This is a genomic window from Micromonospora sp. NPDC051300 (genome assembly GCF_044455315.1).
GTDB lineage: Bacteria > Actinomycetota > Actinomycetes > Mycobacteriales > Micromonosporaceae > Micromonospora > Micromonospora robiginosa.
The window spans coordinates 513,593-535,526 of sequence record NZ_JBITEP010000001.1 but is presented as its reverse complement, the minus strand read 5'-3'; the positions used below and the strand labels follow the sequence as shown (position 1 = coordinate 535,526).

The following is a 21,934-nucleotide window of genomic DNA, read 5'->3' as shown; positions in this document are numbered from 1 at the left end:
CTGACCGACAGACCCGCCGTGACGGAAGGACGACGTGCCCGACGACGACGCCGCGCTCTCCGCGGAGGAGGAACTCGCGCTGGCCCGGCTGGCACTGGGCGAGGGCGACCTCCGGCACGCCGCCGACCACGTCGCCGCCGCGCTGGTGCGCTCCCCCACGTTGCCCGAGGCGCACGAGACGCTCGCCCGGCTCGCCGCGGCGAGCGGCGGCGACCTGGACCTCTTCCCGCTCGGCCAGCACGCCTTCGTCGGCGCGGTGGTGGCGCGGGCGCACCTGCTCGCCGCCGCCGGCCGCCCCGCCGAAGGGCTCGACCTGCTGGCCGCCGCCACCGGCTACGCCCCCGGCGCGCCGTGGGCCGCCGTGCCCTGGGTGACCGCCACCGACCTGCCCGAACGCCTCGACCCGGAGCGCACCGCCCGGATCCTCATGCAGGTCTGCGCGGCCACGCCCGACCCCGTCCCGCGCCGGCTGCGCGAGCCGTTGCTGCCCTACCTCACCCTGGCCCGCAACGCGATCACCGTGCACCCGGCCCACCCGCTGCTGCTGGGCGCGGCGTCCGCGCTGGCCCGGCGCCTCGGCGAGGTCGCCCTCGCCGTCGGCTGGGCCACCCGGGGGGTACGCGCGGAGCCCACCAAACTCGGTGAGGTGTGGCTCGGGTACGCGTACCGCAGCGCCGGCCGCACCACCGACGCGCTCGCCGCGCTGGAACGCGCGGTCGCGCTCGACCCGGACGACCTCGCGGTCTACGCGGACATCGCCGGCACGCTCGCCGACCACGGCCGGCTCGACGAGGCGCTGGCGTGGGTCGACCGGGCACTGGCCCGGGACGCCACGTTCGACTGCGCCGTGCACACCGGGCACCGGCTGCGCTTCCAGCGCGACGGCGACGTGGACCACCTGGTGGCGCTCGCCGACTTCGTCCGCGACCACCCGGACGACTCGCACGAGCACGGGGACCTCGCCGAGTGCTGCCGGGGTCGCCCGTGGCTCGGGCAGGTCACCCCGGCCGGCCCGGACCCGGTTCCCGCGCCGCCCGCCGACGCCGTCCGCCCGTCCGCGAGCGCGGTGCGGCGGCTCCAGCAGCTGGCCCACCCGGCCTGGCCGCACCCGCCGGCCGCCTACGACGCCGCGGTCGGACTGGCCACGCTGGACCTGGCCGACCTGCTCGGCCTGCTGGCGTACCCGCCGGACGCGCCGTCGACCGCGCTGGGCCGGGTGCTCGGTGACCAGGACCCCGCGCTCTGGGCGCGGTGCGCGCAGGTCTGGGCCTGCCTCGGCCTGCTGCACCACCGCACCGACGAGCCGTGGACGGAGTCGACCCGCCGCCGGGTGCTGCGGGACCTGGCCGCCGGCGAGCCCGGCCCGGTCGCCGAGGCGGCCCTGTTCGCCCTGGTCACCGCCGCCTGGGTGGACCCGGCGGTACGCGCCGACACCGCCTCGGTGGTGGCCGGGCGGCTCGCCGGGGTGGCGTCCGGCCCGGCCCGGCGCACCCCCGAGGCGGTGTCGCTGGCGCACCTGGCCCGGGCCACCCCGGCGCTCGACCCGGCCGCCCGCGCCACCGCCGAGGCGCTGGTGGCGGACGCCGGCACCGGCCCGCTGCGCCGCCTGTGGCGACGCCTCACCGGCCTGTTCCGCCGCGCCTGAGCGCGGCGTCGGCGGCACCCGCCGCTCGGCGTCTCGCGGCGGCGTCGGCACCCCGCGGCGGCGTCAAGAAGGGCCCCTTTACAACGCCAGGCGTTAAGCGGGGGCCCCTCCTCAACCTCAGACCGGGGCCTTGCCGAGGGCGATCTCGGCCTCGTCCTCCGGCGTGGTGCCGGCCGGCGGGACGTCGTTCGTCGCGCGCAGCGGCACCTCCTTGATGAACCAGGCGAGCACCGGGACCGCCACGGTGAAGAAGACGGCCCAGAGGAACACGTGCGAGATGGCGTCGGACAGCGCGCCGAGCACCAGCTCCCGGGCCGGACCGGTGAGCTTCCGGAGGGCCTCCAGGTCCAGCGCCCCGCCCTCGCCGCCGCCCTTGCCGGCGAGCGCCGGGCCGGCCGCCGAGTCGGCCAGCCGGTTGGCGAAGATGGCGCCGAACAGCGAGACGCCGAACGAGCCACCGATGGACCGGAAGAAGGTCGCCGCGCCGCTCGCCGCGCCCAGGTCCTTCTGCTCGACGCTGTTCTGCGCGATCAGCATCGAGGTCTGCATGAGGAAGCCCATGCCGACGCCGAGCACCACCATGTAGAGCGAGGACTGTGCCTTGCTGGTGTCCAGGTCGAGCAGGCTGAGCAGGCCCATGCCGAGCGCCATCACCACGCCACCGACGATCGGGAAGGCGCGGTAGCGGCCGGTCTTGGTGATCGTCCGGCCGACCACCAGCGAGACCACGAGCATGCCGAACATCAGCGGGAGCAGCAGCAGGCCGCTGTTGGTTGCCGAGGCGCCCTGCACGGTCTGCTGGTAGAGCGGCAGGAAGTTCATCGCGCCGAACATGGCGAAGCCGAGCAGGAAGCCGATCACCGAGATGAGCGCGAAGTTGCGGTTGGCGAACAGGCCCAGCGGCAGGATCGGCTCGGGCACCCGCCGCTCCACGAGCGCGAACGCGACAAGGGTGACCGCCGCCAGCGCGACCAGGCCGAGGATCTGCGGCGAGGCCCACGCGTACTCGTTGCCGCCCCACGTGGTGACCAGCACGATCGCGGTGATGCCGACGGAGAGCAGACCGGCTCCCAGCCAGTCGATCTTGTGCTCGGTGCGGTACTTGGGCAGGTGCATGGTGGTGGCGAGGACCAGCAGCGCCACGCCGCCGAGCGGCAGGTTGACGTAGAACGCCCAGCGCCAGGAGAGGTGGTCGGTGATGAAGCCGCCGGCCAGCGGTCCGGCCACCATGGCGATGGCCATGATGCCGGCGATCATGCCCTGGTAGCGACCCCGCTCGCGGGGCGGGACCAGGTCCCCGATGATCGCCATGACGCCGACCATCAGGCCGCCCGCGCCGAGGCCCTGGACGGCCCGGAACGCGATCAGCTCGATCATGCCGTTGTCGGCGCCGCCGAAGACGCCGGAGCCGGACATGCCGCAGAGCGCGGAGCCGACGAGGAAGATGACCACGGCGGTGAGGAAGACCGCCTTGCGGCCGTAGAGGTCGCCGAGCTTGCCCCAGATCGGGGTGGAGACCGTGGTGCCCAGCACGTAGGCGATGACCACCCAGGTGAAGTGGTCGGCGCCGCCGAACTCGAAGACGATGCGCGGCAGCGCGGTGCTGACGATCATGTTGTCGAGCATCGCGAGCATCATCGCGATCATCAGGCCGAACAGGACGACGCGGACGTTGGGTCTCGCGATGACCGGGGCTGGTTGACTCATGGGTAGGCTCCCCCGCAGATCGGTGATCGACTTACTTGCCGCCCGGCTAGTTGACTTACCAGCCGCACGGTAAGCTCGTGGCGAGGACAACGTCAAGCGGATTGGAAGGTGTCGGTAGGGTGAGCGAGAGCACAGGCGGCACGCGGCACCGGATCCAGGCCGTCGCGCTGGAGCTCTTCACCGAGCAGGGCTACGAGAAGACCTCGCTGCGGGAGATCGCCGAACGACTCAACGTCACCAAGGCCGCGCTCTACTACCACTTCAAGAGCAAGGACGAGATCGTCGCCAGCTTCGCCGACGACCGGCTGAGGCAGATGGACGAGCTGATCGCCTGGGCCGCCGAGCAACCGGCCACGCTGGCCACCCGACGCACCCTCATCGGCCGCTACGCGGACAGCATGTTCGCCGGCGAGCTGCCCAAGGTGATGCGCTTCTTCGAGCAGAACCAGACCGTGCTCAAGAGCCTCGTCGTCGGCCAGCAGATGCGCGACCGGATGATGCGGCTGGCCGGCGAGCTGAGCCGTGGCGACGAGTCGCCCGCCGCGCAACTGCGCGCCGCGCTGACCCTGTTCGCGGTGCACAGCAGCTGGTTCGCGGTGCGCGCGCCGGGCATCACCGACGAGGAGCGCAAGAAGATCGCGCTGGAGGTCGCCGACGAGTTGCTCGCGAAGATCGGCGAGGGCGACTGATCCGCACCGCTCAGCGGGCGGCGGTCAGGTCCAGCCGCAGGCCGAGCAGATCGACTCCGGGCGCCGGCGTCCAGTCCTTCTCCGGCGCGCGGACGAACCCGAGCCGGTCGTAGAGGCGTCGCGCGCTCGCCGACATGCCGGCCCGTACGCAGATCACCACCGCCGCGCACCCCAGCTCGGCGGCGCGCGCCACGCACGCCCGGGCCAGCGCCGCGCTCGCGCCCCGGCCCTGCGCGGCCGGATCGACCGCCAGCATCCGGAACTCGGCCTCACCCGGCCCGGCGAGTTCCGCGTACGGCGTGCCGGCCAGCACGAACGTCACCGAGCCGAGCACGTCACCGACCGCCTCGTCCACCGCGACCAGCACCTCGCCGGTGCCCGCCCGGCCGGCCACGTCGGCGAGCACCGCCGCGTACCCGTTCTCGGCCTTGAGCTGGCCGTCCGCCTCGTACGCGGCCACCGTCAGGCGCGCCACCGCCGGGTAGTCCGCCGGCTCGGCGCGGCGGACGAGCGGGCCGGTCAACCGATCACCGCGATCAGGTCACCGTCCTGCACCACGTCACCCTCGTTCACCGCCAACTGCTGCACCACGCCGTCGGACTCGGCGACCACCGGGATCTCCATCTTCATGGACTCCAGGATCACCAGCGTGTCGCCCTCGGAGACGGTGTCCCCGGCCGACGCGACGACCTTCCAGACGTTCGCCACCATCTCGGCGCGGATCTCCTCGGCCATCTCCGGCCCTCCCTCAAGTCCGACGGTCCTGCGAACGTATCCAACCATGACGCCGGTCACGCCGGACCGCTGACCACCGGCCGGCGATCGCGCCCCACCGCGCCCGGCGCGGAACCGGCGGCACTAGCATCGTGCGGGTCGGCGCCCGGCGATCCGCCGGCCGCACGCGACCTCCGCCGCGCTCGCCCGCGGCCGGACCGTGACCAGCACAAGGAGGCAGAGCATGGCGAAGAAGGCCCGGAAGAAGAAGGCCCGGAAGAAGAGCGGCGCCAACCACGGCAAGCGCCCCAACTCCTGATCAGCGATCAGCACGCCGGCCCCGGGGCCGGACACACCGGTGGCCCGGGTCCGCACGGACCCGGGCCACCGGTGTGTGATCGGTCGCCTGCCTCAGTCGGCCAGCTCGCGCGACTCGCTGGTCTCGAAGACCACCAGCTCGGTCAGCCGCAGCCGCAGCCGCTCGCGCAGCTTCTCGGGCGCGGCCTCGTTGCCGCAGCAGCGGGCCACGAGCGCCTTGACCTCCTGCTCGACGCCGTACTCGCGCAGGCACGGCCCGCACTCGTCCAGGTGGTGCCGGATCAGCAGCCGGCGCTCCTCGGCGCACTCCAGGTCGAGGTAGAGGTAGACCTCGGCGAGCACCTCACGGCAGTCCGTCTCGTGCGGTTGTCCACAGCTCACGGTCACACCTCCCGGCCGGCGGTGGCGGTCGAACCCTTCGACGGCGCGGCGCTGAAGCCGCGCTCCGCCGCGTAGCGCTCCAGGAGCTTGCGCAGGTTGCGCCGACCGCGGTGCAGGCGGGACATCACGGTGCCGATCGGCGTGCCCATGATGTCGGCGACCTCCTTGTAGGAGAAGCCCTCGACGTCGGTCAGGTAGACCGCCAGCCGGAACTCCTCCGGCAACTGCTGGAGGGCCTCCTTGACGTCGCTGTCCGGCAGCCGGTCGAGCGCCTCGGTCTCGGCCGAGCGCAGGCCGCTGGACGTGTGCGACTCGGCCTCGGCGAGCTGCCAGTCGGTGATCTCGTCGGTCGGCGCCTGGATCGGCTGCCGCTGCCGCTTCCGGTAGGAGTTGATGTAGGTGTTGGTGAGGATCCGGTAGAGCCAGGCCTTCAGGTTGGTGCCCTGCTCGAACTGGTGGAAGGCCGCGTACGCCTTCAGGTAGGTCTCCTGGACCAGGTCCTCGGCATCCGCCGGGTTACGGGTCATCCGCAGCCCGGCGGCGTAGAGCTGGTCGACGAAGGGCATCGCGTCCCGCTCGAAGCGGGCCCTGCGCTCGTCCGTCTTCTCGGTGGTCAACCGCACATCCCCTCGCGTCGGATGCTTTCCCGCCGAGGATACGCGTACCCGCCTGCCGGCAGATTCACTTCCCGAGTGTGTGCCGGTGCTCACGGCCGACGCCACCGCGGGCCACTCCGGCGCGTCGAGCAGCCGTCGGAGCTGCCGTTCGTCCCGTTCGTCCCGCTCCCGGCTCCGTGTCTCGATCGGCACCGGTCACCCCCCTCGCGCTGGCAATGTCGTCCAGAGGGGTTAACGCGGACCACGGGCCGCCGCATTCCGCCACGCCCGCCACGGCTTCCAGCTCACCGCTGTCGTCACCTCGGTCGGGATGCCGGTCGTCGCCGATCCGCCCTCGCTCCCCGGCCATCCACGCGGCACCGCATCGAGCAGGAACGTCGCTTGATCGGCCGAGGCGTCGAGGCAACCGGAAAGGCTCCCATTGTGCAGGAACAGCGTTCCACCCATCAGGAACCGAGGAGATCTTGGAAAATGGCGGCCCCCGTAGGGGCCATTTCGCACCAAGATCTCCAAGACGTCGCGGTGGAGCCACCCGTCCCGGCCCCAGCCTCGGCCGCGACCGACGCTGGGACCAGGAAGGGCCTGGGAGGTGGTCCCGGGCCCGCCCGAACCGGGCGGACGGCACCAACCGGTGCAACGACCGCCCACCAGGGACGGTCACGCGCGCAGGCCGCCATCGGGGGCGCGACCGCCCCGAGGTCACGGCAGCCAACCCCGGGTCGCGAGCCACAGTCGCACCACCTCTGCCGTGCCGGCCGGGTCCCGCCGCAGGTCGTGCCGCTCCCCCGGCCGGATCACCACCTCGACCCCGGGCCCGGCACCGGGCACCCCGAACGGGTCCCGGTCGCCGTTGACCACAAGCGTGGGCAGGCCGGTGCCCAACTCGTCGGCCCGGGAACGTTCCGGTCGACCGGGCGGGTGCAGCGGGAACGCCAGCGCCACCACGCCCACCGCCCCGACCACGCCTGCGGTCCGGCAGGCCACCCGCGCGCCGCTGGAGCGGCCGCCCACCACCCAGCGGCCGACCTCCGGCAGACGCCGGCGCAGCTCGGCAAGCACCGTGGTCCACGCCTCGTCCAGGTGCCCGGCCGGTGCGGGCGCGCGGCGGCCGGCGACCCGGTAGGGCTGGGTCACCAGGACCACCCCCGCCCCGGCGCCGTGCACCGCGTCACGGACCGCCACGAGATCCGGCGCGTCGACGTCGCCGCCCGCGCCGTGGCCCAGCACCAGCACGGTGCCGCCGGCCGCCGGAGGCGGGTCGAGCCGGATGCGGGCCGGGCCCCGCGGGGTGTCGATCTCGTCGTCGTGCCGCACCGGCCCATTCTGCGCACGGCGCATCGCCCGGCGACGGCAGACCCGGCGAAGGCCGCCGCGCCGACGCGGAGACGTCGTCGCCCACGGCCCGGCAGGCGGACCACGGGCGACGCCGGCGTCAGCTCAACGGCACCAGGGTGAGCAGGCGGTCGCGGACCGGCGGACCCGGCTCGTCGAGCGCGTCCGGATCCGGCTGCACCTCGCTGCGCCAGGCGACCAGCATGGCCCGGCGTTCTCGCGGCGTGGTGCCGCCCCAGACGCCGTGGCAGTCGCCCACCTCCAACGCCCAGGCCAGGCAGGAACCCTGGACGTCGCAGGTGCGGCAGAGCGCCACCGCCGCGTCGGCCGGCTCGTTGGGCGCCGGGAAGAACGTCTCCGGATCGACGCTCTGGCAGGTTCCCCTGGTGCGCCACGCCTCGTCCTGGCGCCGTTCGCGCAAGGCCCGCAGCAGTCGCGGATCACGCCGCGCGGCGGCCACCTCGTGCGGGCGCGGCATGCGTGCCCGTGTCAATACACCCACCTCCCCCGTGGGACCGGCAAAGATCGTGCTAGAGATCGATGAGTGTCATCCGCCCCGTGCGAACAGACGCCCACCACCGGCGCTGTGTTCTATCGCACTCGCGCACGCGGGGACAAGTGTCTTCGGTAAACATGACTAAACGGCCGGGCGACGTTTCAGGCGCAACCCCGGCAAATCAGCACCCGACAATGTGCTGAGTGTGATCAGAACAGCGTCGGTTCGGAGTCGGCCGCCAGGCCCGCCGGGACCACCCGCGCGATCAGCTCCGGACCGTCGTTGCGAACGTCGCCGACCGCCGTCGAGACCGGCCGGATCTCCAACCCGGCGAGCTGCCCGGGGTCGGGCGGGACGAGCAACGCGGCCGGCTCCTCGGTCGGGCCCAACCAGCACGCCCAGCGCTCCGGGGACACCAGCACCGGCATCCGGTCGTGCACCTCGGCCAGCTCGCCGACCGCCGCGGTGGTCAGCACGCTGAAGGTGAGCCGGGCCGACCCGGCCGACTCCCAGACCGACCAGATGCCCGCGAGCGCCAGCACCGAGCCGTCGCGCGGGGTCATGAAGTAGGGCTGCCGGCCGCCGTCGGGGCGACGGACCCACTCGTACCACCCGTCGGCCGGGACCAGGCAGCGGCGGCGGGCGAACGACGGCGCGTACGCCCGGCTGGTGGCGACCGTCTCGGCCCGCGCGTTGATCATCCGGGCGGCCCCACCAGCGCTGCGGGACCAGGGCGGGAGCAACCCCCAGCGGCCGAGGGACAGCAGCCGGTGCCCCTCGGGCGCGAGCCGGACCAGCGGGGCGGGATCGGTCGGCGCGACGTTGAAGTCGGGCTCGACCTCGCCTGTCGAGTCGACCGACTCGAACAGCGCGCTCAGGTCGCCCGCGCTCCGGGTCGTCGCGTACCTCCCGCACATGACGCCCACGCTAGCCCCACCCGGCCGTTCCGGCTGTCCCGCCCACCGGGAGCAGGCCCGACGACCGGTCCCACCGGCCCCACCGGGTTGGCAGAATGTGAGCGTGGGGAATCCGACAGCTACGCGTCCGCCGCAGCCGTGGACCGCGCCGACCGCGAGCGACCCGGTCGCCGCGACGCTGCGCCTGCCCGGCTCCAAGTCGATGACCGCCCGGGCCCTGGTGCTCGCCGCGCTGGCCAGCGGGCCGTCGACGCTCGACCGGCCACTGCGCGCCCGGGACACCGAGCTGATGGCCGGCGGCCTGCGTGAGCTGGGCTCGCACATGTCGGTGTCCGACGACGACCGCTGGCTGGTCCGGCCGCATCCGCTGGTCGGCCCGGCGCACGTCGACGTCGGCCTGGCCGGCACCGTGATGCGCTTCCTTCCCCCGGTCGCCGGGCTGGCCGCCGGGCGGGTGACGTTCGACGGCGACCCGCACGCCCGCACCCGGCCGCTCGGCCCGCTGATCGACGCGTTGCGGTCGCTCGGCGTCCGCGTCGACGCCCCGCCGACCGGCAGCCTGCCGCTTGTCGTCCAGGGCGCCGGCCGGGTGACCGGCGGCGAGGTCGTGATCGACGCCTCCGCGTCCAGCCAGTTGGTCTCCGGGCTGCTGCTGGCCGCGCCCCGGTTCGACCGCGGTGTGGTGGTCCGGCACCAGGGTCCGCCGGTGCCCTCCGCGCCGCACGTGCGGATGACCGTGCAGATGCTGCGGGCCGCCGGAGCGGCGGTGGACGACACCACGCCCGACGTCTGGGTGGTCGAGCCCGGCCCGCTCACCGGGCGCGGCTGGGCGATCGAGCCGGACCTCTCCGGCGCCGCGCCGTTCTTCGCCGCCGCCCTGGTCACCGGCGGTGAGGTCACCCTCCAGGGCTGGCCGCGCAGCAGCCTCCAGCCGGTCGAGCGGCTGCGCGACCTGCTGCACCGGATGGGCGGCGAGGTGACGCTGGGCACCGACGGGCTGCGGGTGCGGGGCACCGGCACGGTGCGCGGTCTCGACGCCGACCTCTCCGACGTCGGCGAGCTGACCCCGGTCCTGACCGCGCTCACCCTGCTGGCCGACACGCCGTCCACCCTGACCGGGGTCGGCCACATCCGGGGGCACGAGACCGACCGGGTCGCCGCGCTGGCCACGGAGTTCGCCGCGCTGGGCGCCGACATCACCGAGACCCGCGACGGCCTGGAGATCCGTCCCCGCCCGCTGCGCGGCGGGACCTTCCGGACGTACGCCGACCACCGGATGGCGCACGCCGCGGCGGTGGCCGGGCTGGCCGTCCCCGGCATCGAGGTCGACGACGTGGCGTGCACCTCGAAGACCATGCCGGAGTTCCCGGCACTATGGTCGGGCATGGTGACCGGCAAGAACTGAGAGCGGGGGGCGTCCTGGCGACCAAGCGGCGGGAGTACGACGAGGACGACGTCCGGGTGCGCCCCGGCCGGTCGTCGCGCCCCCGCACCCGCACCCGCCCCCGCCACGCCGACGCGGTGGACGGCTTCGTGATCGCCGTCGACCGGGGGCGCTACACCTGCGTGCGGCCCGGGGCCGGGCTGGACGACCCGGTGGTCACCGCCATGCGCGCCCGCGAGCTGGGTCGCAAGTCGGTGGTGGTGGGCGACCGGGTGGGGCTGGTCGGCGACGTCTCCGGCGCGCCCGGCGCGCTGGCCCGCATCGTGCGGATCGCCGAGCGCACCTCGGTGCTGCGGCGCACCGCCGACGACGACGAGAGCACCGCCGAGGGCCGGCTGGAACGCGTGGTGGTGGCGAACGCCGACCAACTGGTGATCGTCAGCGCGCTGGCCGACCCGCCGCCGCGCACCGGGTTCATCGACCGCTGCCTGGTGGCCGCGTACGACGCCGACATCGAGCCGCTGCTCTGCCTCACCAAGGCCGACCTGGCCGGCCCGGAGGCGGTGCTCGGCTACTACACCGAGCTGGAGCTGCCGTACGTGCTGATCCGGCCGGGTTCCGAGCTGGCCGAGCTGCGCGCGCTGCTCGCCGGCCGCGTCTCGGTCATGGTGGGCCACTCGGGCGTGGGCAAGTCGACGCTCGTCAACCGCCTGGTCCCGGAGGCGGAGCGGGCGGTCGGCACGGTCAGCGCGATCGGCCGGGGCCGGCACACGTCGACGAGCGCGGTGGCGCTGCGCCTCCCCCCGACGCCCGGCACGGGGGCCGACGGCGACCCGGGTTGGATCGTGGACACCCCCGGCGTGCGCAGCTTCGGGCTGGCGCACGTCTCGGCGGAGAGCCTGTTGCACGGCTTCCCCGATCTCGTCGAGGCGACGGTCGACTGCCCGGCCAACTGCCCGCACACCGCCGACGAGGCGACCTGCGCGCTGGACGCCTGGGTGGCGGCCGGCCGGGCCGACCCGCGCCGGCTCGCCTCGTACCGCCGGTTGCTGGCCTCGCGCACCGGCGAGGGCGACGCGCGCGAGCCGGAGCGCAACCCCGGCGATCCGCTCGCGGGTTCCTGACCGACGGAACCGCCGGGCACCCGCCGCCGCCGGCCGCCGGGCCGGCGCTAGCGTGTCGACCATGACCGGGTACGCCGACGACCTCGCCCTCGCCCACCTGCTCGCCGACGCCGCGGACGCGGTCTCGTCGGCCCGTTTCCGCGCGCTCGACCTGCGGGTGGAGTCGAAGCCGGACCTGACCCCGGTCTCCGACGCGGACACCGCGGTGGAGCGGGAGATCCGTGCGTTGCTGGCCGCCCACCGGCCCGCCGACGGCCTGCTCGGCGAGGAGTACGGCGAGCAGCCCCCGGCCGGGCCGGACGGCCGCCGGTGGGTGGTCGACCCGATCGACGGGACGAAGAACTTCGTCCGGGGCGTACCGGTGTGGGCGACGCTCGTCGCGTTGCTGGAGCACGACCGCCCGGTGCTCGGTCTGGTCTCCGCGCCGGCGCTGGGCCGCCGCTGGTGGGGCGCGCTCGGCGCGGGGGCGTTCGCGGGCACCGGCCCGGCGGACGGCGCGCCGATCCGGGTCTCCGGCGTCACGGCGCTGGCCGACGCGAGCGTCTGCTACTCGTCTTTGACCGGTTGGGAACAGGCCGGCCGGCTGGACGCGATGCTCCAGCTCATGCGGGACACCTGGCGCAGCCGGGCCTACGGGGACTTCTACGGCTACATGCTGTTGGCCGAGGGGGCGCTGGACGTGATGGTGGAGCCGGAGCTGTCGCTGTGGGACGTCGCCGCGCTCGTGCCGATCGTCACCGAGGCCGGCGGCCGGTTCACCGACCTGGCCGGGCGGCCGGCGCCGGGCGGCGCCGACTCGGCCGACATCAGCGCCGTGGCCAGCAACGGCCCGCTGCACGACGACATCCTCGGTCGCCTCGGCCGTCCGGCCGAGCGCTGACCCGGTCCGAGCCTCTATCCTCGCCAGGTGGTCTCCTCCGGTTGGTGCTTCCTCGCGGCGATGATCGTCGCGTACGGCTTCGCCAACCTCCTCCAGTCGGTGGCCGCCGCGCGGACCACCGTGCACCACACCTTCGACCCGGGGCTGCTGCTGCGGCTGGCCGGACACCGGACGTACCTGATCGGGTTGGGCTGCCAGGTGGTCGGCTTCGTGCTCGCCTTCCTGGCCCGCCGGGACCTGCCGCTGTTCCTGGTCCAGGCGTCCGTGGCGGCCGGGCTCGGGGTGACCGCCGTGCTGGGCGTGCTGGTGCTGAAGTGGCGGCTGCCGGCCGCCGAGGTGGTGCTGTTGGTGCTGCTGTTCGGCGGCATCACCGCGCTGGTGCTGTCGGCCGAGCCGGCGCAGTCCCGGCCGCTCGGCACCGCCGGGCTGGTCGGTCTGGTGGCGGCGCTCGGTCTGATCGCCGGGTCGGGGTTCTTCGCCGCCCGGTTGCGGGGCGCGCTCGGCTCGGTGGTGCTGGGATCGCTGGCCGGGATGGCGTTCTCCGCCGCCGCGGTGGCGGCCCGCCCGCTCGCCTCGGCCGGCTCGGCCGAGGCGTTCGTCCAGGACCCGCTGCTCTACCTGTTGATCGTGCACTCGGTGGTCGGGCAGTTGCTGCTCGGCCTGGCCATGCAGCGGGGTTCGACCACGGCGGCGGTGGCGGCGATGGACGCGGCCGGCGCGGTGCCCGCGGCGGTGGTCGGCCTGCTGCTGCTCAACGACAAGATCTGGCCGGGCCGGGAGTGGCTGGCCGGGCTCGGCTTCCTGGTCACCCTCGCGGCTGTGGTGGGCCTGACCCGGTACGCCGAACCGCAGCACCACCACTCGACCGCCCGGGACCGCGGCCCGGCCATGATCGGCGCGCCGATGGTGCCGGCTCAGGCCGCCTCGACCGGCCCCCGTTCGGAGACGACCACCTCGACCGGGGGTGTCGGCTCCACCGGCATCACCGGCCGGCGACGGCCGATCACCCGCTCGTAGAGCCGCTCCAGCGCGGCGGCGGTCCGTTCCCAGGTGTAGCTGCACCGCACCCGGTCCACCGCGGCGTGCCCGTACGCGAACCGGCCGGCGTTGTCGGTGAGCATCCGGCGCAGGGTGACCCCGAGGGTCCGCACGTCGCCGGGCGGCACCAGCTTGCCGGTCACCTCGTCGACCACCGCGTCGGCGATGCCGCCCATGGCGTAGCCGATCACCGGCACGCCGCAGGCCATCGCCTCCAGTGACACCCGGCCGGCGGAGGAGTAGTGCGGGGTGCAGGCCACCACGTCGGCGGAGCGGTACCAGGTGGCCATCTGGTCGTGCGGGACCGCGCCGACGAGGTGGATGCGTTCCGCGACCCCGGCCCGTTCGGCCAGCTCGCGCAGCCGGCGCGCCTCGGCGTGCGCGGCCAGTCGCTCGGCGGGCGGGCCACCCGCGATCACCAGTTCCGCGTCGCCGACCAGGCGCATCGCCCGGATCAGGTCGTCCTGGCCGTGTCCGGGCGCGAGCCCGCCGACGGAGAGGATCCGGGGCCGCTGGTCGCGGGGGGCCGCCTCGCCGTCGGGGTGGAAGTAACGGGTGTCCACGCCGGTCGGCACCATCGCCACCGAGGTCCGTTGCAGGCCCATCCGGGTCAGCTCGTCGACCTCGTCGTTGCACTGGGCGATCGCGACGTCCACGGCCCGGGTCAGCGCCCGTTCCAGCGGGATGCGCTGGCCCGGCCCGGCGTAGGCGCGGCCGAGGTGACGTAGCTGCTCGACGCCGAGCGAGTGGAACGTCTGCACCACCGGGATGTCGGTGGCGCGGACCGCGTTGGCGGCGGCCAGCCCGCCCACCCAGTAGTGCCCGTGCACCACCTCGGGCGCCCAGTCGCCGGCCCACTCGTCGGCAAGCCAGCGGCCGAAGTCGGCCACGTACGGCACCAGCTCGGCGGTGGGCAGCGGGTCGGCCGGGCCGACCGGCACCCGCTCCACGCGGTAGCCGTCCAGTTCCAACAGGGCCGGTTGGGCGGCCGCGTCACGACGTTCGTACACGCGGACCTCGTGGCCCCGGGCGGCGAGCTCAGCCGCCACGCGCAAAATGTGCTCCTGAGTCCCGACGATGGGACCCTCGGTGGACGAGCCGGCGTGCGCGCAAACAAGGCCGACGCGCATGGTGCACCTCCATGCGTTCTCGGTAGCGGGGTCTCCCGGTAGAGCGTCCCATTAACCCGGGGTCGGCGACCCCAAACCTGGCAGATCGGCACGGTGTCCGGCGTCGCGTGGACGGGACATCGCGCCCGACCGAACCCGATCAGCGCGGCTTCACCGGCATGACCGGCCGGCACCGGGGTACCGGCGGGGAATGCCCCTCACCCGCAGTCTCACCGACGCCACAGTCGTCATCACCGGCGCCTCCAGCGGCATCGGTGCGGCCACCGCCTACGCGCTGGCCGACCGCGGGGTCGCGGTGGTGCTGGCCGCCCGGAGCGAGGCGGCGCTGCGACGCGTCGCCGAGCACTGCCGGGAGTTGGGCGGGCAGGCCCTCGTGGTACCCACCGACGTGACCGATCCGGACGCGGTGGAACTGCTGGCGGCCCGGGCCGCCGAGGAGTTCGGCCGGATCGACGCGTGGATCAACAACGCGGCCGTGGGCACGGTGGGGCTGTTCGACGAGATCCCGGTGGCCGAGTTCCGCCGGGTGGTCGAGGTGAACCTGCTCGGCACCGTGCACGGGACCCGGGCGGCGCTGCCGTGGCTCACCGCGGCCGGCGGCGGCGTGCTGATCAACAACGCGTCCGCGCTGGCCGAGGTGGCCATGCCCTACCAGTCGGCGTACAACGCCACCAAGCACGCCATCCGCGGGCTGACCGACACGGTGCGGCAGGAACTGCGGGTGACCGGCCGGAGCACCATCTCGCTCTGCACCGTGCTGCCGGCCAGCATCGACACCCCGTTCTTCCGGCACGCGGCCAACCACACCGGACGGGAGCTGACCCCGCCACCCCCGGTCTACCCGCCGGAGATGGTGGCCGAGACGATGGTCCGGCTGCTGCGCCGGCCGCGACGCGAGGCGTACGCGGGCGGCGCGGCGCGGCTGATGGGACTCCAGTGGCGGCTCGCCCCGGCGCTCGCCGAGCGGGCCCTCGGCTGGTACACCGCGCGCACCCAGTTCGGCCCCGGGGTCCGCCTGGACGCCGCCGGCACCGTCTTCACGCCCGACGCGGCGGCCGAGCGGACCGACGGCTGGGCCGGCCGGCGGGGCCAGTTGCTGCGGATGACGGCCGCGTTCGGTCTGGCCGCCGCGGGCACCGCGGTGGGCACCGTCGCGGCCATCAACAGGCGCTCCCGGGCGACGCGATCATGAGTCCCGTCGACCGGACTGATGCGCGCGCGGGAGCCGACGTGCACAATGGGACGATCATGCCGACGGACGCGCGTTGCCTGGTCGAGACCGACGAATCCTCCGGGACGGTCCGGGTGACAGGCGTGCTCGACCGGGTCGGCGTGGAGACCGTACGCGGCACGCTGCTCGCCCGGCTCTGGCAACGGCCGGGCCCGACCCGGCTCGACCTGTCCGGGGCGCGGCTCCCCGACCCGGCGGTGCGCGACGCGCTCGACGCGCTCCGCCGCGAGGTGGCCGAGTGGCCGGCAGCCGAGTTGCTGCTCGACCCGGCCGGCTCGCCGGCGCCCCGGCCGGCGGCTCCGGCGCCCGAGCTGATCGAGGCCGAGCTGCCCCCGGTGGCGGAGTCCGCGCGCGAGGCCCGGTCGCTGATCGCCGCCGGGTGCGCCCGCTGGGGCCTGCCGGAGTTGGTCGAGCCCGCCTGCATCGCGGTCACCGAGATGGTCAACAACGTGGTCGCGCACGCGGTGACCCCGATGACGCTCCGCCTCGCGCCGCGTGGCGACGCCCTGCACGCCGCGGTCCGGGACCACGCCGCCGGGCGTCCCGCGTACGCCGGGCGGGCCCCGGTGGACTCGGTCGGCGGGCGTGGGCTGCTGCTCATCGACACGGTGGCCCGGCGCTGGGGCAGCACGTCGCTGCCCGACGGCAAGGTGGTCTGGTGCGTGCTGTACGCCGAGGACGAGGCCGCCTTCCGCAACTGAGGCGGGATTTCGCCCCGTTGCTCCCGATCCGCCCCGCCGGTCGCGGTTAATGCGGCAAGGGCAGTGGGTAGTTCACCCGCATGCGCGACGACGAGTACCCCACCCCCGTGTCCGACCCCGAGGCGGAGGGCCTGCCCGACACCGCCGACGACGACTCGACCGCCAACGACGACGTGCTGACCGGGCGCGAGGCGGACGGCCCGGAGCCGGCCCAGATCCCCGGCGACCGCACCCCGGTCGCCGTCGACCGGTTCGGCACCACGGCCGAGGAGCAGCTCGACGGCGAGTCGCTGGACTACAAGCTCGACCGCGAGCAGTACGAGCGTCCCGCCGACGACCCGCTCGCCGGCACGATCGACCCGGCCATCGCCGCCGAGGCGGACAGCGAGGAGGCCGCCGCGCAGGCCCAGCTCGACGCGGACGTGATCGACCCGGGCCCGGTCTCCGACCCGCACTCCCCGGTCTCCGTCTACGACCACGGCCAGCTCGGCACCGTCGCCGACCACGAGGTGGGCCGGCTTGTCGAACCGGACGAGGGCGCGCACACCGACCAGGAGACCGACAACGTCGCCTACGACGCCGGCGCGGCCGGTGGCGGCGCCACCGCCGAGGAGCTGGCCGTGCACGAGACGCTGCCGCCCGAGGCCCGCTGACTCACTCGTCCAGGCCCCGCTCGATGGCGTACCGGGTCAACTCGACCCGGTTGTGCAACTGGAGCTTGCCCAGGGTGTTCTGCACGTGGTTCTGCACGGTCCGGTGGGACAGCCGGAGCCGCTCGGCGATCTGCTTGTAGGACAGCCCCTTGGCGACCAGCCGCAGCACCTCGGTCTCCCGCTCGGTGAGCCGGGGCGCGTCGTCGTGCGGGGCCGGCGGCGCGGCCGCCAGCCGGCGATACTCGCCCAGCACCAGCCCGGCCAGGCCCGGGGTGAACACCGGCTCGCCCGCCGCGGTGCGGCGCACCGCGTCGAGGAACTCGGCCGGGGCGGCCGACTTGACCAGGTAGCCGGTGGCGCCGGCCTTGACCGCGTCCAGCACGCTCTGCGGCTCGCCGCTGGCCGAGAGCATCAGCACCCGCACCTCGGGCAGCACGGCGCGCAGCCCCCGGACCACCTCCACCCCGGAGACGTCCGGCAGTTGCAGGTCGAGCACGACCAGGTCGGGGCGGGCCGCCGCGGCCACCCGGACCGCCTGCCGCCCCTCGCCGCTCGTCGCCACCACGTCGAGGCCCGCCTCGGCGAGGTCGCGGGCCACCCCCTCGCGCCACATCGGGTGGTCGTCGACCACCATCACCCGGATGCTCACCGCCGCCGGCTCCTCGGCACGGTCAGCTCGATCTCGGTCCCGGCGCCGGGGGCGGAGACGATCCGCACCTCGCCGCCCAGGTCGGCCACCCGACCCCGGATGGACTGGGACACCCCGAGCCGACCCTGCGCCGCGGCCTCCGCCAGCCGCCCGTCCGGGATGCCCGGCCCCTCGTCGCGTACCGAGACGGTCACCGTCTCCTCCTCGTCCTCGATCAACACCCAGGCCCGGCCGCCGGCGTGCCGGGTCACGTTGTCCAGCGCCGCGCCGACCGCCGCGGCCAGCTCACCGGCGGCCCGCGCGGGCAGCGGCACCGGGGTGGCCGGCGCGGCCACCTGGACCTCCGCCGAGCCGTAGCGGTCGAGCAGGTCACGCAGGTCACGGTCCTCGCCGGCCCGCTCCGGCCCGGCGTCGACCCGGCCGATCAGCGACCGCAGGGCGGCCTCCTGCTCCCCCGCCAGCCGGGCCAGCTCGGCCGCCTCACCGTCCAGGTCGGCGCCGCGCCGCCGGACCAGCGCCAGCACCTGGAGCACCGAGTCGTGGATGTCGCGGGCCAGCCGCTCCCGCTCCCGGGTCGCGGCCTCCAACTCCACCGCCCGCTGCAACCGGGCCTCCGCCTCGGCGGCCAGCCGGGCCACGTGCCCGACCACCAGGCCGGCGAGCAGCAGCAGGATCGCCCCGGTGAACGCCGACGGGTTGATCGGGTCCCGGGTGGCCAGGTCGGCGCCGCCGAGCACCAGCGCGGCCACCGTGCCCCGCCGCCGGCCGCCGGAGACCGCCCAGGCCAGCACCGGACCGGCCAGCCAGGCCGAGGTCAGGACCGGCACGCCGGCGGCGAGCGCCGGGCGGCCTACCACCCACGGTGTGGCCAGGATGATCCCCAGCACCACGGCGAGGTCGGCCAGGAGCAGCGGCCAGCGCCGGCCGGCCGGGCGCCGGTAGCCGGCCGCCGTCACGCCGCTCCAGGCCAACATGCCCAGGAGTACGCCGCCGGCGGCCACCGGGTGCGCGTACTCGCCGCCGTCGCGCAGCACGAGCACCACGACGTACGCCAGCGACGCGAACCGGAACACCGCGATGGACCGCCAGAGGGGACCTTCCAGCCCGGAGGACGACGGCATGGGCGTCACCCTGCCACAGCCGGTCACGCCCGGACCGCCGGGTGCGGCCCGAGAAATCCTGACGTACGGTGGAAAAGCCGCGAAAGTCGCCAGGAGCCAGCGCCGGGACGGGGTCATGACCAACGCAGAACTCCCCGCACCGCGTACGGTTGTGCCCATCGAACCTTCCCTTCTGATCGCCGAGGCCTTCGACCAGGCCCAGGTGACCGAGTTACGGCACTCGGTCACCTCCTGCGCGCACGCGGCGGGGCTCGCCGGGCAGCGGCTGGACGACTTCGTGCTGGCGATCAACGAGCTGATCACCAACGCGGTCCGGCACGGCGGCGGGCAGGGTTGGCTGCGGCTCTGGGTGCGCGGCGGCGACCTGGTCTGCGAGGTCGCCGACCACGGGCACGGGATCAGCGAACGGCGGCTGCGCGACCGCGACCGGCCGGCCCCGGAGACCGCCGGCGGCTGGGGCCTGTGGCTGGCCCGCGAGCTGAGCGACACCATGGAGGTCGAGACCGGCGAGGCCGGCACGGTCGTCCGGATCACCTCGGCGCTGACCATCCGGCAGACCGCCACCCGCCCGCTGGACGGCTGACCGGCCGCCGGGCCGCCGCTCGCCTCAGCCGAAGAGCGCGCTCACCGACTCGCCGTTGTGGATCCGCCGCATCGCCTCGGCCAGCGCCGGCGCCACCGAGAGCACCTCCAGCTTCGGCACCCGCTTCTCGGCCGGGATCGGCACCGTGTTGGTGCAGACGATCTCCAGCACGCCGTCCTGCGCGCCCAGCCGCTCCAACGCGCCGCTGGAGAAAAGTCCGTGCGTGCAGGCCAGCCGGATCGAGCGGACCTGCCGCTCACGCAGGTGCGAGATCAGCTCGACCACCGTGCTGCCCTTGGCGATCTCGTCGTCCAGCACGATCACGTCCCGGTCCGCCACGTCGCCGATGATCGTGCTGATCTGCACCCGGTCGTCGCTGAACCGCTACTTCGCGCCGGCCGCCACCGGGGTGCCGAGCATCCGGGCGAACGCCGCAGCCTCCTTGGCGTTGCCCAGGTCCGGCGAGACGACCACCGCGTTGCTCAGGTCGTGGCCCCGGAAGTGGGCGGCCAGCTCCCGCAGCGCGTGCAGGTGGTCGACCGGGACGCTGAAGAAGCCGTGCACCTGCGGCGAGTGCAGCGTCATGGCCAGCACCCGGTGCGCGCCGGCCGAGGTGAGCAGGTCGGCGACGAGCCGGCCGCCGATGGAGATCCGGGGCGCGTCCTTCTTGTCCGACCGGGCGTACGCGTAGTGCGGCAGCACCACGGTGATCCGGGCGGCCGACGCGCCCCGGGCGGCGTCGATCATGAGCAGCAGCTCGACCAGGTGCTCCTGCACCGGCGGCACCAGCGGCTGGATGAGGAAGACGTCCCGCTCCCGACAGTTCGCCTGCAACTGCACCTCAAGGCAGTCGTTGGCGAACCGGGACACCCGCACGGGGTGCAGCGGAACGGCGAGGTGGGCGCAGATCTCGGCGGCGAGCTCCGGGTGGGCGGTCCCGCTGAACACGGCAATGTCACGCACGTCTGATGATCGTACGGGCCGGTCGGCGGGAGACGGGAGACGCGCCCGGCGGGTACGGTGCCTGCGTGACCGGAGAGTTCGTCGCCGCCATCGACCAGGGCACCACCTCCTCGCGGTGCCTCGTCTTCGACCGCGCCGGCGAGATCGTCGCGGTGGCCCACCGCGAACACCGGCAGATCTTCCCGCGACCCGGCTGGGTCGAGCACGACGCCGAGGAGATCTGGACGAACGTCGAGCACGTGGTGCGGGAGGCGCTGGCGAGCGCCGACATCGGCCCGGAACGGCTCGCCGCGGTGGGCATCACCAACCAGCGCGAGACCACAGTGGTCTGGGACCGGGCGACCGGCCGGCCGGTGGCCAACGCGATCGTCTGGCAGGACACCCGCACCGGTCCGCTGCTGGGCGAGCTGGCCGAGGCGTACGACGTCGACCGGCTGCGGGCCCGCACCGGCCTGACGCTCGCCACCTACTTCGCCGGGCCGAAGCTGCGCTGGCTGCTCGACCACGTCGACGGGCTGCGCGAGCGCGCCGAGCGCGGCGAGGTGCTGTTCGGCACCATGGACAGTTGGCTCATCTGGAAGCTGACCGGGCGGCACGTCACCGACGTGACGAACGCCAGCCGCACCATGCTGATGGACCTGGAGACCCTCGACTGGGCGCCGGACCTGCTCGACGCGCTGCGCGTCCCGGCCGCGATGCTGCCCGAGATCCGCTGCTCGGCCGAGGTCTACGGCACCGCCGAGGGCGTCCTCGCCGGGGTGCCGGTGGCCAGCGCGCTCGGCGACCAGCAGGCCGCGCTGTTCGGGCAGACCTGCTTCCAGCCCGGCGAGGCCAAGTGCACCTACGGCACCGGCAGCTTCCTGCTGCTCAACACCGGCGCCAGCCCGGTGCCGTCGCGGCACGGCCTGCTCACCACCGTGTCATACCGGATCGAGGGGCAGCCGGCCACGTACGCGCTGGAGGGCGCGATCGCGGTCACCGGATCGCTGGTGCAGTGGCTGCGGGACAACCTGGGCCTGATCTCCACCGCCGCGCAGGTGGAGGAGCTGGCCCGGACCGTCGACGACAACGGCGGCTGCTATGTGGTGCCGGCCTTCTCCGGCCTGTTCGCCCCGCACTGGCGCAGCGACGCCCGGGGCGTGATCGCCGGCCTGACCGGCTACATCACCAAGGGGCACCTGGCCCGGGCGGTGCTGGAGGCGTCCGCCTTCCAGACCCGCGAGGTGGTCGACGCGATGAACGCCGACTCCGACGTGGCGCTGCGCCGGCTGCGGGTGGACGGCGGGATGACCGGCAACGCGCTGCTGATGCAGTTCCTGGCCGACGTGCTCGACGTGCCTGTGGTGCGGTCCCGGATCACCGAGACCACCTGCCTCGGCGCGGCGTACGCGGCCGGCCTGGCCGTCGGCTTCTGGCCCGACCTGGCCACCCTGCGGGACAAGTGGCGCTCCGACGCCCAGTGGGAGCCCGACATGGACCCCACCCACCGCGACCACGAGCTGCACCAGTGGCACAAGGCCGTCCAACGCACCCTGAACTGGGAAGCCTGACCTCCCCTCGCGCCCCCGCCCCCCGCTGCGCCGCTCCCGCGATCTTGCACTTTCGGTCCGTGATTCGCCCTGAATGCCCCTTGTGTCGGGGCAGAAAGTGCAAGATCGCGG

The 21,934-nt window shown here is 74.4% G+C and carries 23 protein-coding genes and 1 pseudogene; 12 read left to right on the top strand and 12 right to left on the bottom strand.

The features are described 5' to 3' along the window. Positions 1-34 precede the first annotated feature (34 nt). A complete protein-coding gene (locus tag ACIA5A_RS02630) occupies positions 35-1,645 on the top strand; it encodes a tetratricopeptide repeat protein (RefSeq protein ID WP_396755657.1) in 1,611 nt (536 codons plus the stop codon). A 117-nt stretch (positions 1,646-1,762) separates the two neighbouring features. Here ACIA5A_RS02630 and ACIA5A_RS02625 read toward each other — a convergent pair whose 3' ends face one another. Then, the gene (locus ACIA5A_RS02625) at positions 1,763-3,352 is read right to left on the bottom strand and encodes an MDR family MFS transporter (protein ID WP_396755655.1); all 1,590 of its coding nucleotides are present in this window, start codon (positions 3,350-3,352) and stop codon (positions 1,763-1,765) included. A 119-nt stretch (positions 3,353-3,471) separates the two neighbouring features. On the opposite strand from ACIA5A_RS02625, the gene ACIA5A_RS02620 reads away from it, so the two are divergent. Beyond that, a complete protein-coding gene (locus tag ACIA5A_RS02620; protein ID WP_396755653.1) occupies positions 3,472-4,041 on the top strand; it encodes a TetR/AcrR family transcriptional regulator in 570 nt (189 codons plus the stop codon). Positions 4,042-4,051: 10 nt separating this feature from the next. On the opposite strand, the gene ACIA5A_RS02615 is transcribed toward ACIA5A_RS02620, so the two are convergent. Both ACIA5A_RS02615 and ACIA5A_RS02610 read right to left on the bottom strand, forming a co-directional pair. Continuing rightward, entirely contained in the window at positions 4,052-4,564 is a 513-nt protein-coding gene (locus tag ACIA5A_RS02615; RefSeq protein ID WP_396755651.1) for a GNAT family N-acetyltransferase, read from the bottom strand. Then, positions 4,561-4,776, bottom strand: a complete 216-nt coding sequence (locus tag ACIA5A_RS02610; protein WP_091068708.1) for a biotin/lipoyl-binding carrier protein — start codon at positions 4,774-4,776, stop codon at positions 4,561-4,563. The genes ACIA5A_RS02615 and ACIA5A_RS02610 overlap by 4 nt, the downstream gene beginning before the upstream one ends. A gap of 223 nt (positions 4,777-4,999) precedes the next feature. Here ACIA5A_RS02610 and ACIA5A_RS02605 point away from each other — a divergent pair, with 223 nt between their 5' ends. Next, positions 5,000-5,074 carry a 50S ribosomal protein bL37 gene (locus ACIA5A_RS02605; RefSeq protein WP_369700219.1) on the top strand — a complete coding sequence of 25 codons (75 nt, stop codon included), beginning with the start codon at positions 5,000-5,002 and terminating at the stop codon, positions 5,072-5,074. A 92-nt stretch (positions 5,075-5,166) separates the two neighbouring features. Here the strand turns inward: ACIA5A_RS02605 and rsrA are convergent, their stop codons facing one another. The 5 genes from rsrA to ACIA5A_RS02580 all read right to left on the bottom strand — a co-directional run bounded on the left by rsrA (position 5,167) and on the right by ACIA5A_RS02580 (position 8,816). Continuing rightward, positions 5,167-5,454, bottom strand: a complete 288-nt coding sequence (rsrA, locus tag ACIA5A_RS02600) for a mycothiol system anti-sigma-R factor (RefSeq protein WP_396755648.1) — start codon at positions 5,452-5,454, stop codon at positions 5,167-5,169. A gap of 2 nt (positions 5,455-5,456) precedes the next feature. Next, positions 5,457-6,263: a sigma-70 family RNA polymerase sigma factor gene (locus ACIA5A_RS02595; RefSeq protein WP_396755646.1), complete on the bottom strand. Its 807-nt coding sequence runs from the start codon at positions 6,261-6,263 to the stop codon at positions 5,457-5,459. Between the two features lie 507 nt (positions 6,264-6,770). Further along, complete coding sequence (locus ACIA5A_RS02590; protein ID WP_396755644.1) at positions 6,771-7,409, bottom strand: alpha/beta family hydrolase; 639 nt, start codon at positions 7,407-7,409, stop codon at positions 6,771-6,773. A gap of 94 nt (positions 7,410-7,503) precedes the next feature. After that, positions 7,504-7,896, bottom strand: a complete 393-nt coding sequence (locus ACIA5A_RS02585) for a WhiB family transcriptional regulator (RefSeq protein WP_396755642.1) — start codon at positions 7,894-7,896, stop codon at positions 7,504-7,506. A 212-nt stretch (positions 7,897-8,108) separates the two neighbouring features. After that, positions 8,109-8,816, bottom strand: a complete 708-nt coding sequence (locus ACIA5A_RS02580) for an SOS response-associated peptidase (protein WP_396755640.1) — start codon at positions 8,814-8,816, stop codon at positions 8,109-8,111. A gap of 103 nt (positions 8,817-8,919) precedes the next feature. Between ACIA5A_RS02580 and aroA the strand changes: the two genes are divergently transcribed. The 4 genes from aroA (at position 8,920) to ACIA5A_RS02560 (ending at position 13,221) form a co-directional block, all read left to right on the top strand. Then, the gene (gene aroA / locus ACIA5A_RS02575) at positions 8,920-10,221 is read left to right on the top strand and encodes a 3-phosphoshikimate 1-carboxyvinyltransferase (protein ID WP_396755638.1); all 1,302 of its coding nucleotides are present in this window, start codon (positions 8,920-8,922) and stop codon (positions 10,219-10,221) included. Beyond that, positions 10,191-11,324, top strand: coding sequence for a ribosome small subunit-dependent GTPase A (rsgA, locus tag ACIA5A_RS02570; RefSeq protein ID WP_396755636.1), 1,134 nt, complete (start codon positions 10,191-10,193; stop codon positions 11,322-11,324). The genes aroA and rsgA overlap by 31 nt, the downstream gene beginning before the upstream one ends. A 61-nt stretch (positions 11,325-11,385) precedes the next feature. After that, positions 11,386-12,204 (top strand): histidinol-phosphatase, encoded by an 819-nt coding sequence (hisN, locus tag ACIA5A_RS02565; protein WP_396755634.1) that lies wholly within the window; start codon positions 11,386-11,388, stop codon positions 12,202-12,204. Positions 12,205-12,264: 60 nt separating this feature from the next. Beyond that, a complete protein-coding gene (locus ACIA5A_RS02560; RefSeq protein WP_396755847.1) occupies positions 12,265-13,221 on the top strand; it encodes a hypothetical protein in 957 nt (318 codons plus the stop codon). Here the strand turns inward: ACIA5A_RS02560 and ACIA5A_RS02555 are convergent. Beyond that, positions 13,119-14,372: a glycosyltransferase gene (locus ACIA5A_RS02555; protein WP_396755632.1), complete on the bottom strand. Its 1,254-nt coding sequence runs from the start codon at positions 14,370-14,372 to the stop codon at positions 13,119-13,121. The two genes, ACIA5A_RS02560 and ACIA5A_RS02555, sit on opposite strands and share 103 nt — an antisense overlap. A gap of 190 nt (positions 14,373-14,562) precedes the next feature. On the opposite strand from ACIA5A_RS02555, the gene ACIA5A_RS02550 reads away from it, so the two are divergent. The 3 genes from ACIA5A_RS02550 to ACIA5A_RS02540 all read left to right on the top strand — a co-directional run bounded on the left by ACIA5A_RS02550 (position 14,563) and on the right by ACIA5A_RS02540 (position 16,957). Next, on the top strand, positions 14,563-15,564 hold the full coding sequence (locus tag ACIA5A_RS02550; protein WP_396755630.1) for an SDR family oxidoreductase: 1,002 nt from the start codon (positions 14,563-14,565) through the stop codon (positions 15,562-15,564). A gap of 56 nt (positions 15,565-15,620) precedes the next feature. Beyond that, positions 15,621-16,304 (top strand): ATP-binding protein, encoded by a 684-nt coding sequence (locus tag ACIA5A_RS02545; RefSeq protein WP_396755628.1) that lies wholly within the window; start codon positions 15,621-15,623, stop codon positions 16,302-16,304. Positions 16,305-16,384: 80 nt separating this feature from the next. Beyond that, positions 16,385-16,957, top strand: coding sequence for a DUF5709 domain-containing protein (locus tag ACIA5A_RS02540; protein ID WP_396755626.1), 573 nt, complete (start codon positions 16,385-16,387; stop codon positions 16,955-16,957). Between the two features lies 1 nt (position 16,958). On the opposite strand, the gene ACIA5A_RS02535 is transcribed toward ACIA5A_RS02540, so the two are convergent. Further along, positions 16,959-17,591, bottom strand: a complete 633-nt coding sequence (locus ACIA5A_RS02535; RefSeq protein WP_396755845.1) for a response regulator — start codon at positions 17,589-17,591, stop codon at positions 16,959-16,961. An 11-nt stretch (positions 17,592-17,602) separates the two neighbouring features. Further along, positions 17,603-18,727 carry a MacS family sensor histidine kinase gene (macS, locus tag ACIA5A_RS02530; protein ID WP_396755624.1) on the bottom strand — a complete coding sequence of 375 codons (1,125 nt, stop codon included), beginning with the start codon at positions 18,725-18,727 and terminating at the stop codon, positions 17,603-17,605. 115 nt (positions 18,728-18,842) lie between these two features. Here macS and ACIA5A_RS02525 point away from each other — a divergent pair, with 115 nt between their 5' ends. Further along, the gene (locus ACIA5A_RS02525) at positions 18,843-19,310 is read left to right on the top strand and encodes an ATP-binding protein (protein ID WP_396755622.1); all 468 of its coding nucleotides are present in this window, start codon (positions 18,843-18,845) and stop codon (positions 19,308-19,310) included. Between the two features lie 24 nt (positions 19,311-19,334). Here the strand turns inward: ACIA5A_RS02525 and ACIA5A_RS02520 are convergent. Next, a pseudogene (locus ACIA5A_RS02520) lies at positions 19,335-20,273 on the bottom strand (ribose-phosphate diphosphokinase). Between the two features lie 65 nt (positions 20,274-20,338). Between ACIA5A_RS02520 and glpK the strand changes: the two are divergent. Next, complete coding sequence (gene glpK / locus ACIA5A_RS02515; RefSeq protein WP_396755620.1) at positions 20,339-21,823, top strand: glycerol kinase GlpK; 1,485 nt, start codon at positions 20,339-20,341, stop codon at positions 21,821-21,823. Positions 21,824-21,934: the final 111 nt, after the last annotated feature.

Bases quoted from the DNA above. Each gene is read 5' to 3' on its own strand.
- ACIA5A_RS02625 (WP_396755655.1), bottom strand. From the start codon at position 3,352: ATGAGTCAACCAGCCCCGGTCATCGCGAGACCCAACGTCCGCGTCGTC.
- ACIA5A_RS02610 (WP_091068708.1), bottom strand. From the start codon at position 4,776: ATGGCCGAGGAGATCCGCGCCGAGATGGTGGCGAACGTCTGGAAGGTC.
- ACIA5A_RS02590 (WP_396755644.1), bottom strand. From the start codon at position 7,409: ATGCGCCGTGCGCAGAATGGGCCGGTGCGGCACGACGACGAGATCGAC.
- ACIA5A_RS02580 (WP_396755640.1), bottom strand. From the start codon at position 8,816: ATGTGCGGGAGGTACGCGACGACCCGGAGCGCGGGCGACCTGAGCGCG.
- rsgA (WP_396755636.1), top strand. From the start codon at position 10,191: ATGGTCGGGCATGGTGACCGGCAAGAACTGAGAGCGGGGGGCGTCCTG.
- hisN (WP_396755634.1), top strand. From the start codon at position 11,386: ATGACCGGGTACGCCGACGACCTCGCCCTCGCCCACCTGCTCGCCGAC.
- ACIA5A_RS02560 (WP_396755847.1), top strand. From the start codon at position 12,265: ATGATCGTCGCGTACGGCTTCGCCAACCTCCTCCAGTCGGTGGCCGCC.
- ACIA5A_RS02555 (WP_396755632.1), bottom strand. From the start codon at position 14,372: ATGCGCGTCGGCCTTGTTTGCGCGCACGCCGGCTCGTCCACCGAGGGT.
- ACIA5A_RS02550 (WP_396755630.1), top strand. From the start codon at position 14,563: ATGCCCCTCACCCGCAGTCTCACCGACGCCACAGTCGTCATCACCGGC.
- ACIA5A_RS02545 (WP_396755628.1), top strand. From the start codon at position 15,621: ATGCCGACGGACGCGCGTTGCCTGGTCGAGACCGACGAATCCTCCGGG.
- ACIA5A_RS02540 (WP_396755626.1), top strand. From the start codon at position 16,385: ATGCGCGACGACGAGTACCCCACCCCCGTGTCCGACCCCGAGGCGGAG.
- ACIA5A_RS02535 (WP_396755845.1), bottom strand. From the start codon at position 17,591: ATGGTGGTCGACGACCACCCGATGTGGCGCGAGGGGGTGGCCCGCGAC.
- macS (WP_396755624.1), bottom strand. From the start codon at position 18,727: ATGCCGTCGTCCTCCGGGCTGGAAGGTCCCCTCTGGCGGTCCATCGCG.
- ACIA5A_RS02525 (WP_396755622.1), top strand. From the start codon at position 18,843: ATGACCAACGCAGAACTCCCCGCACCGCGTACGGTTGTGCCCATCGAA.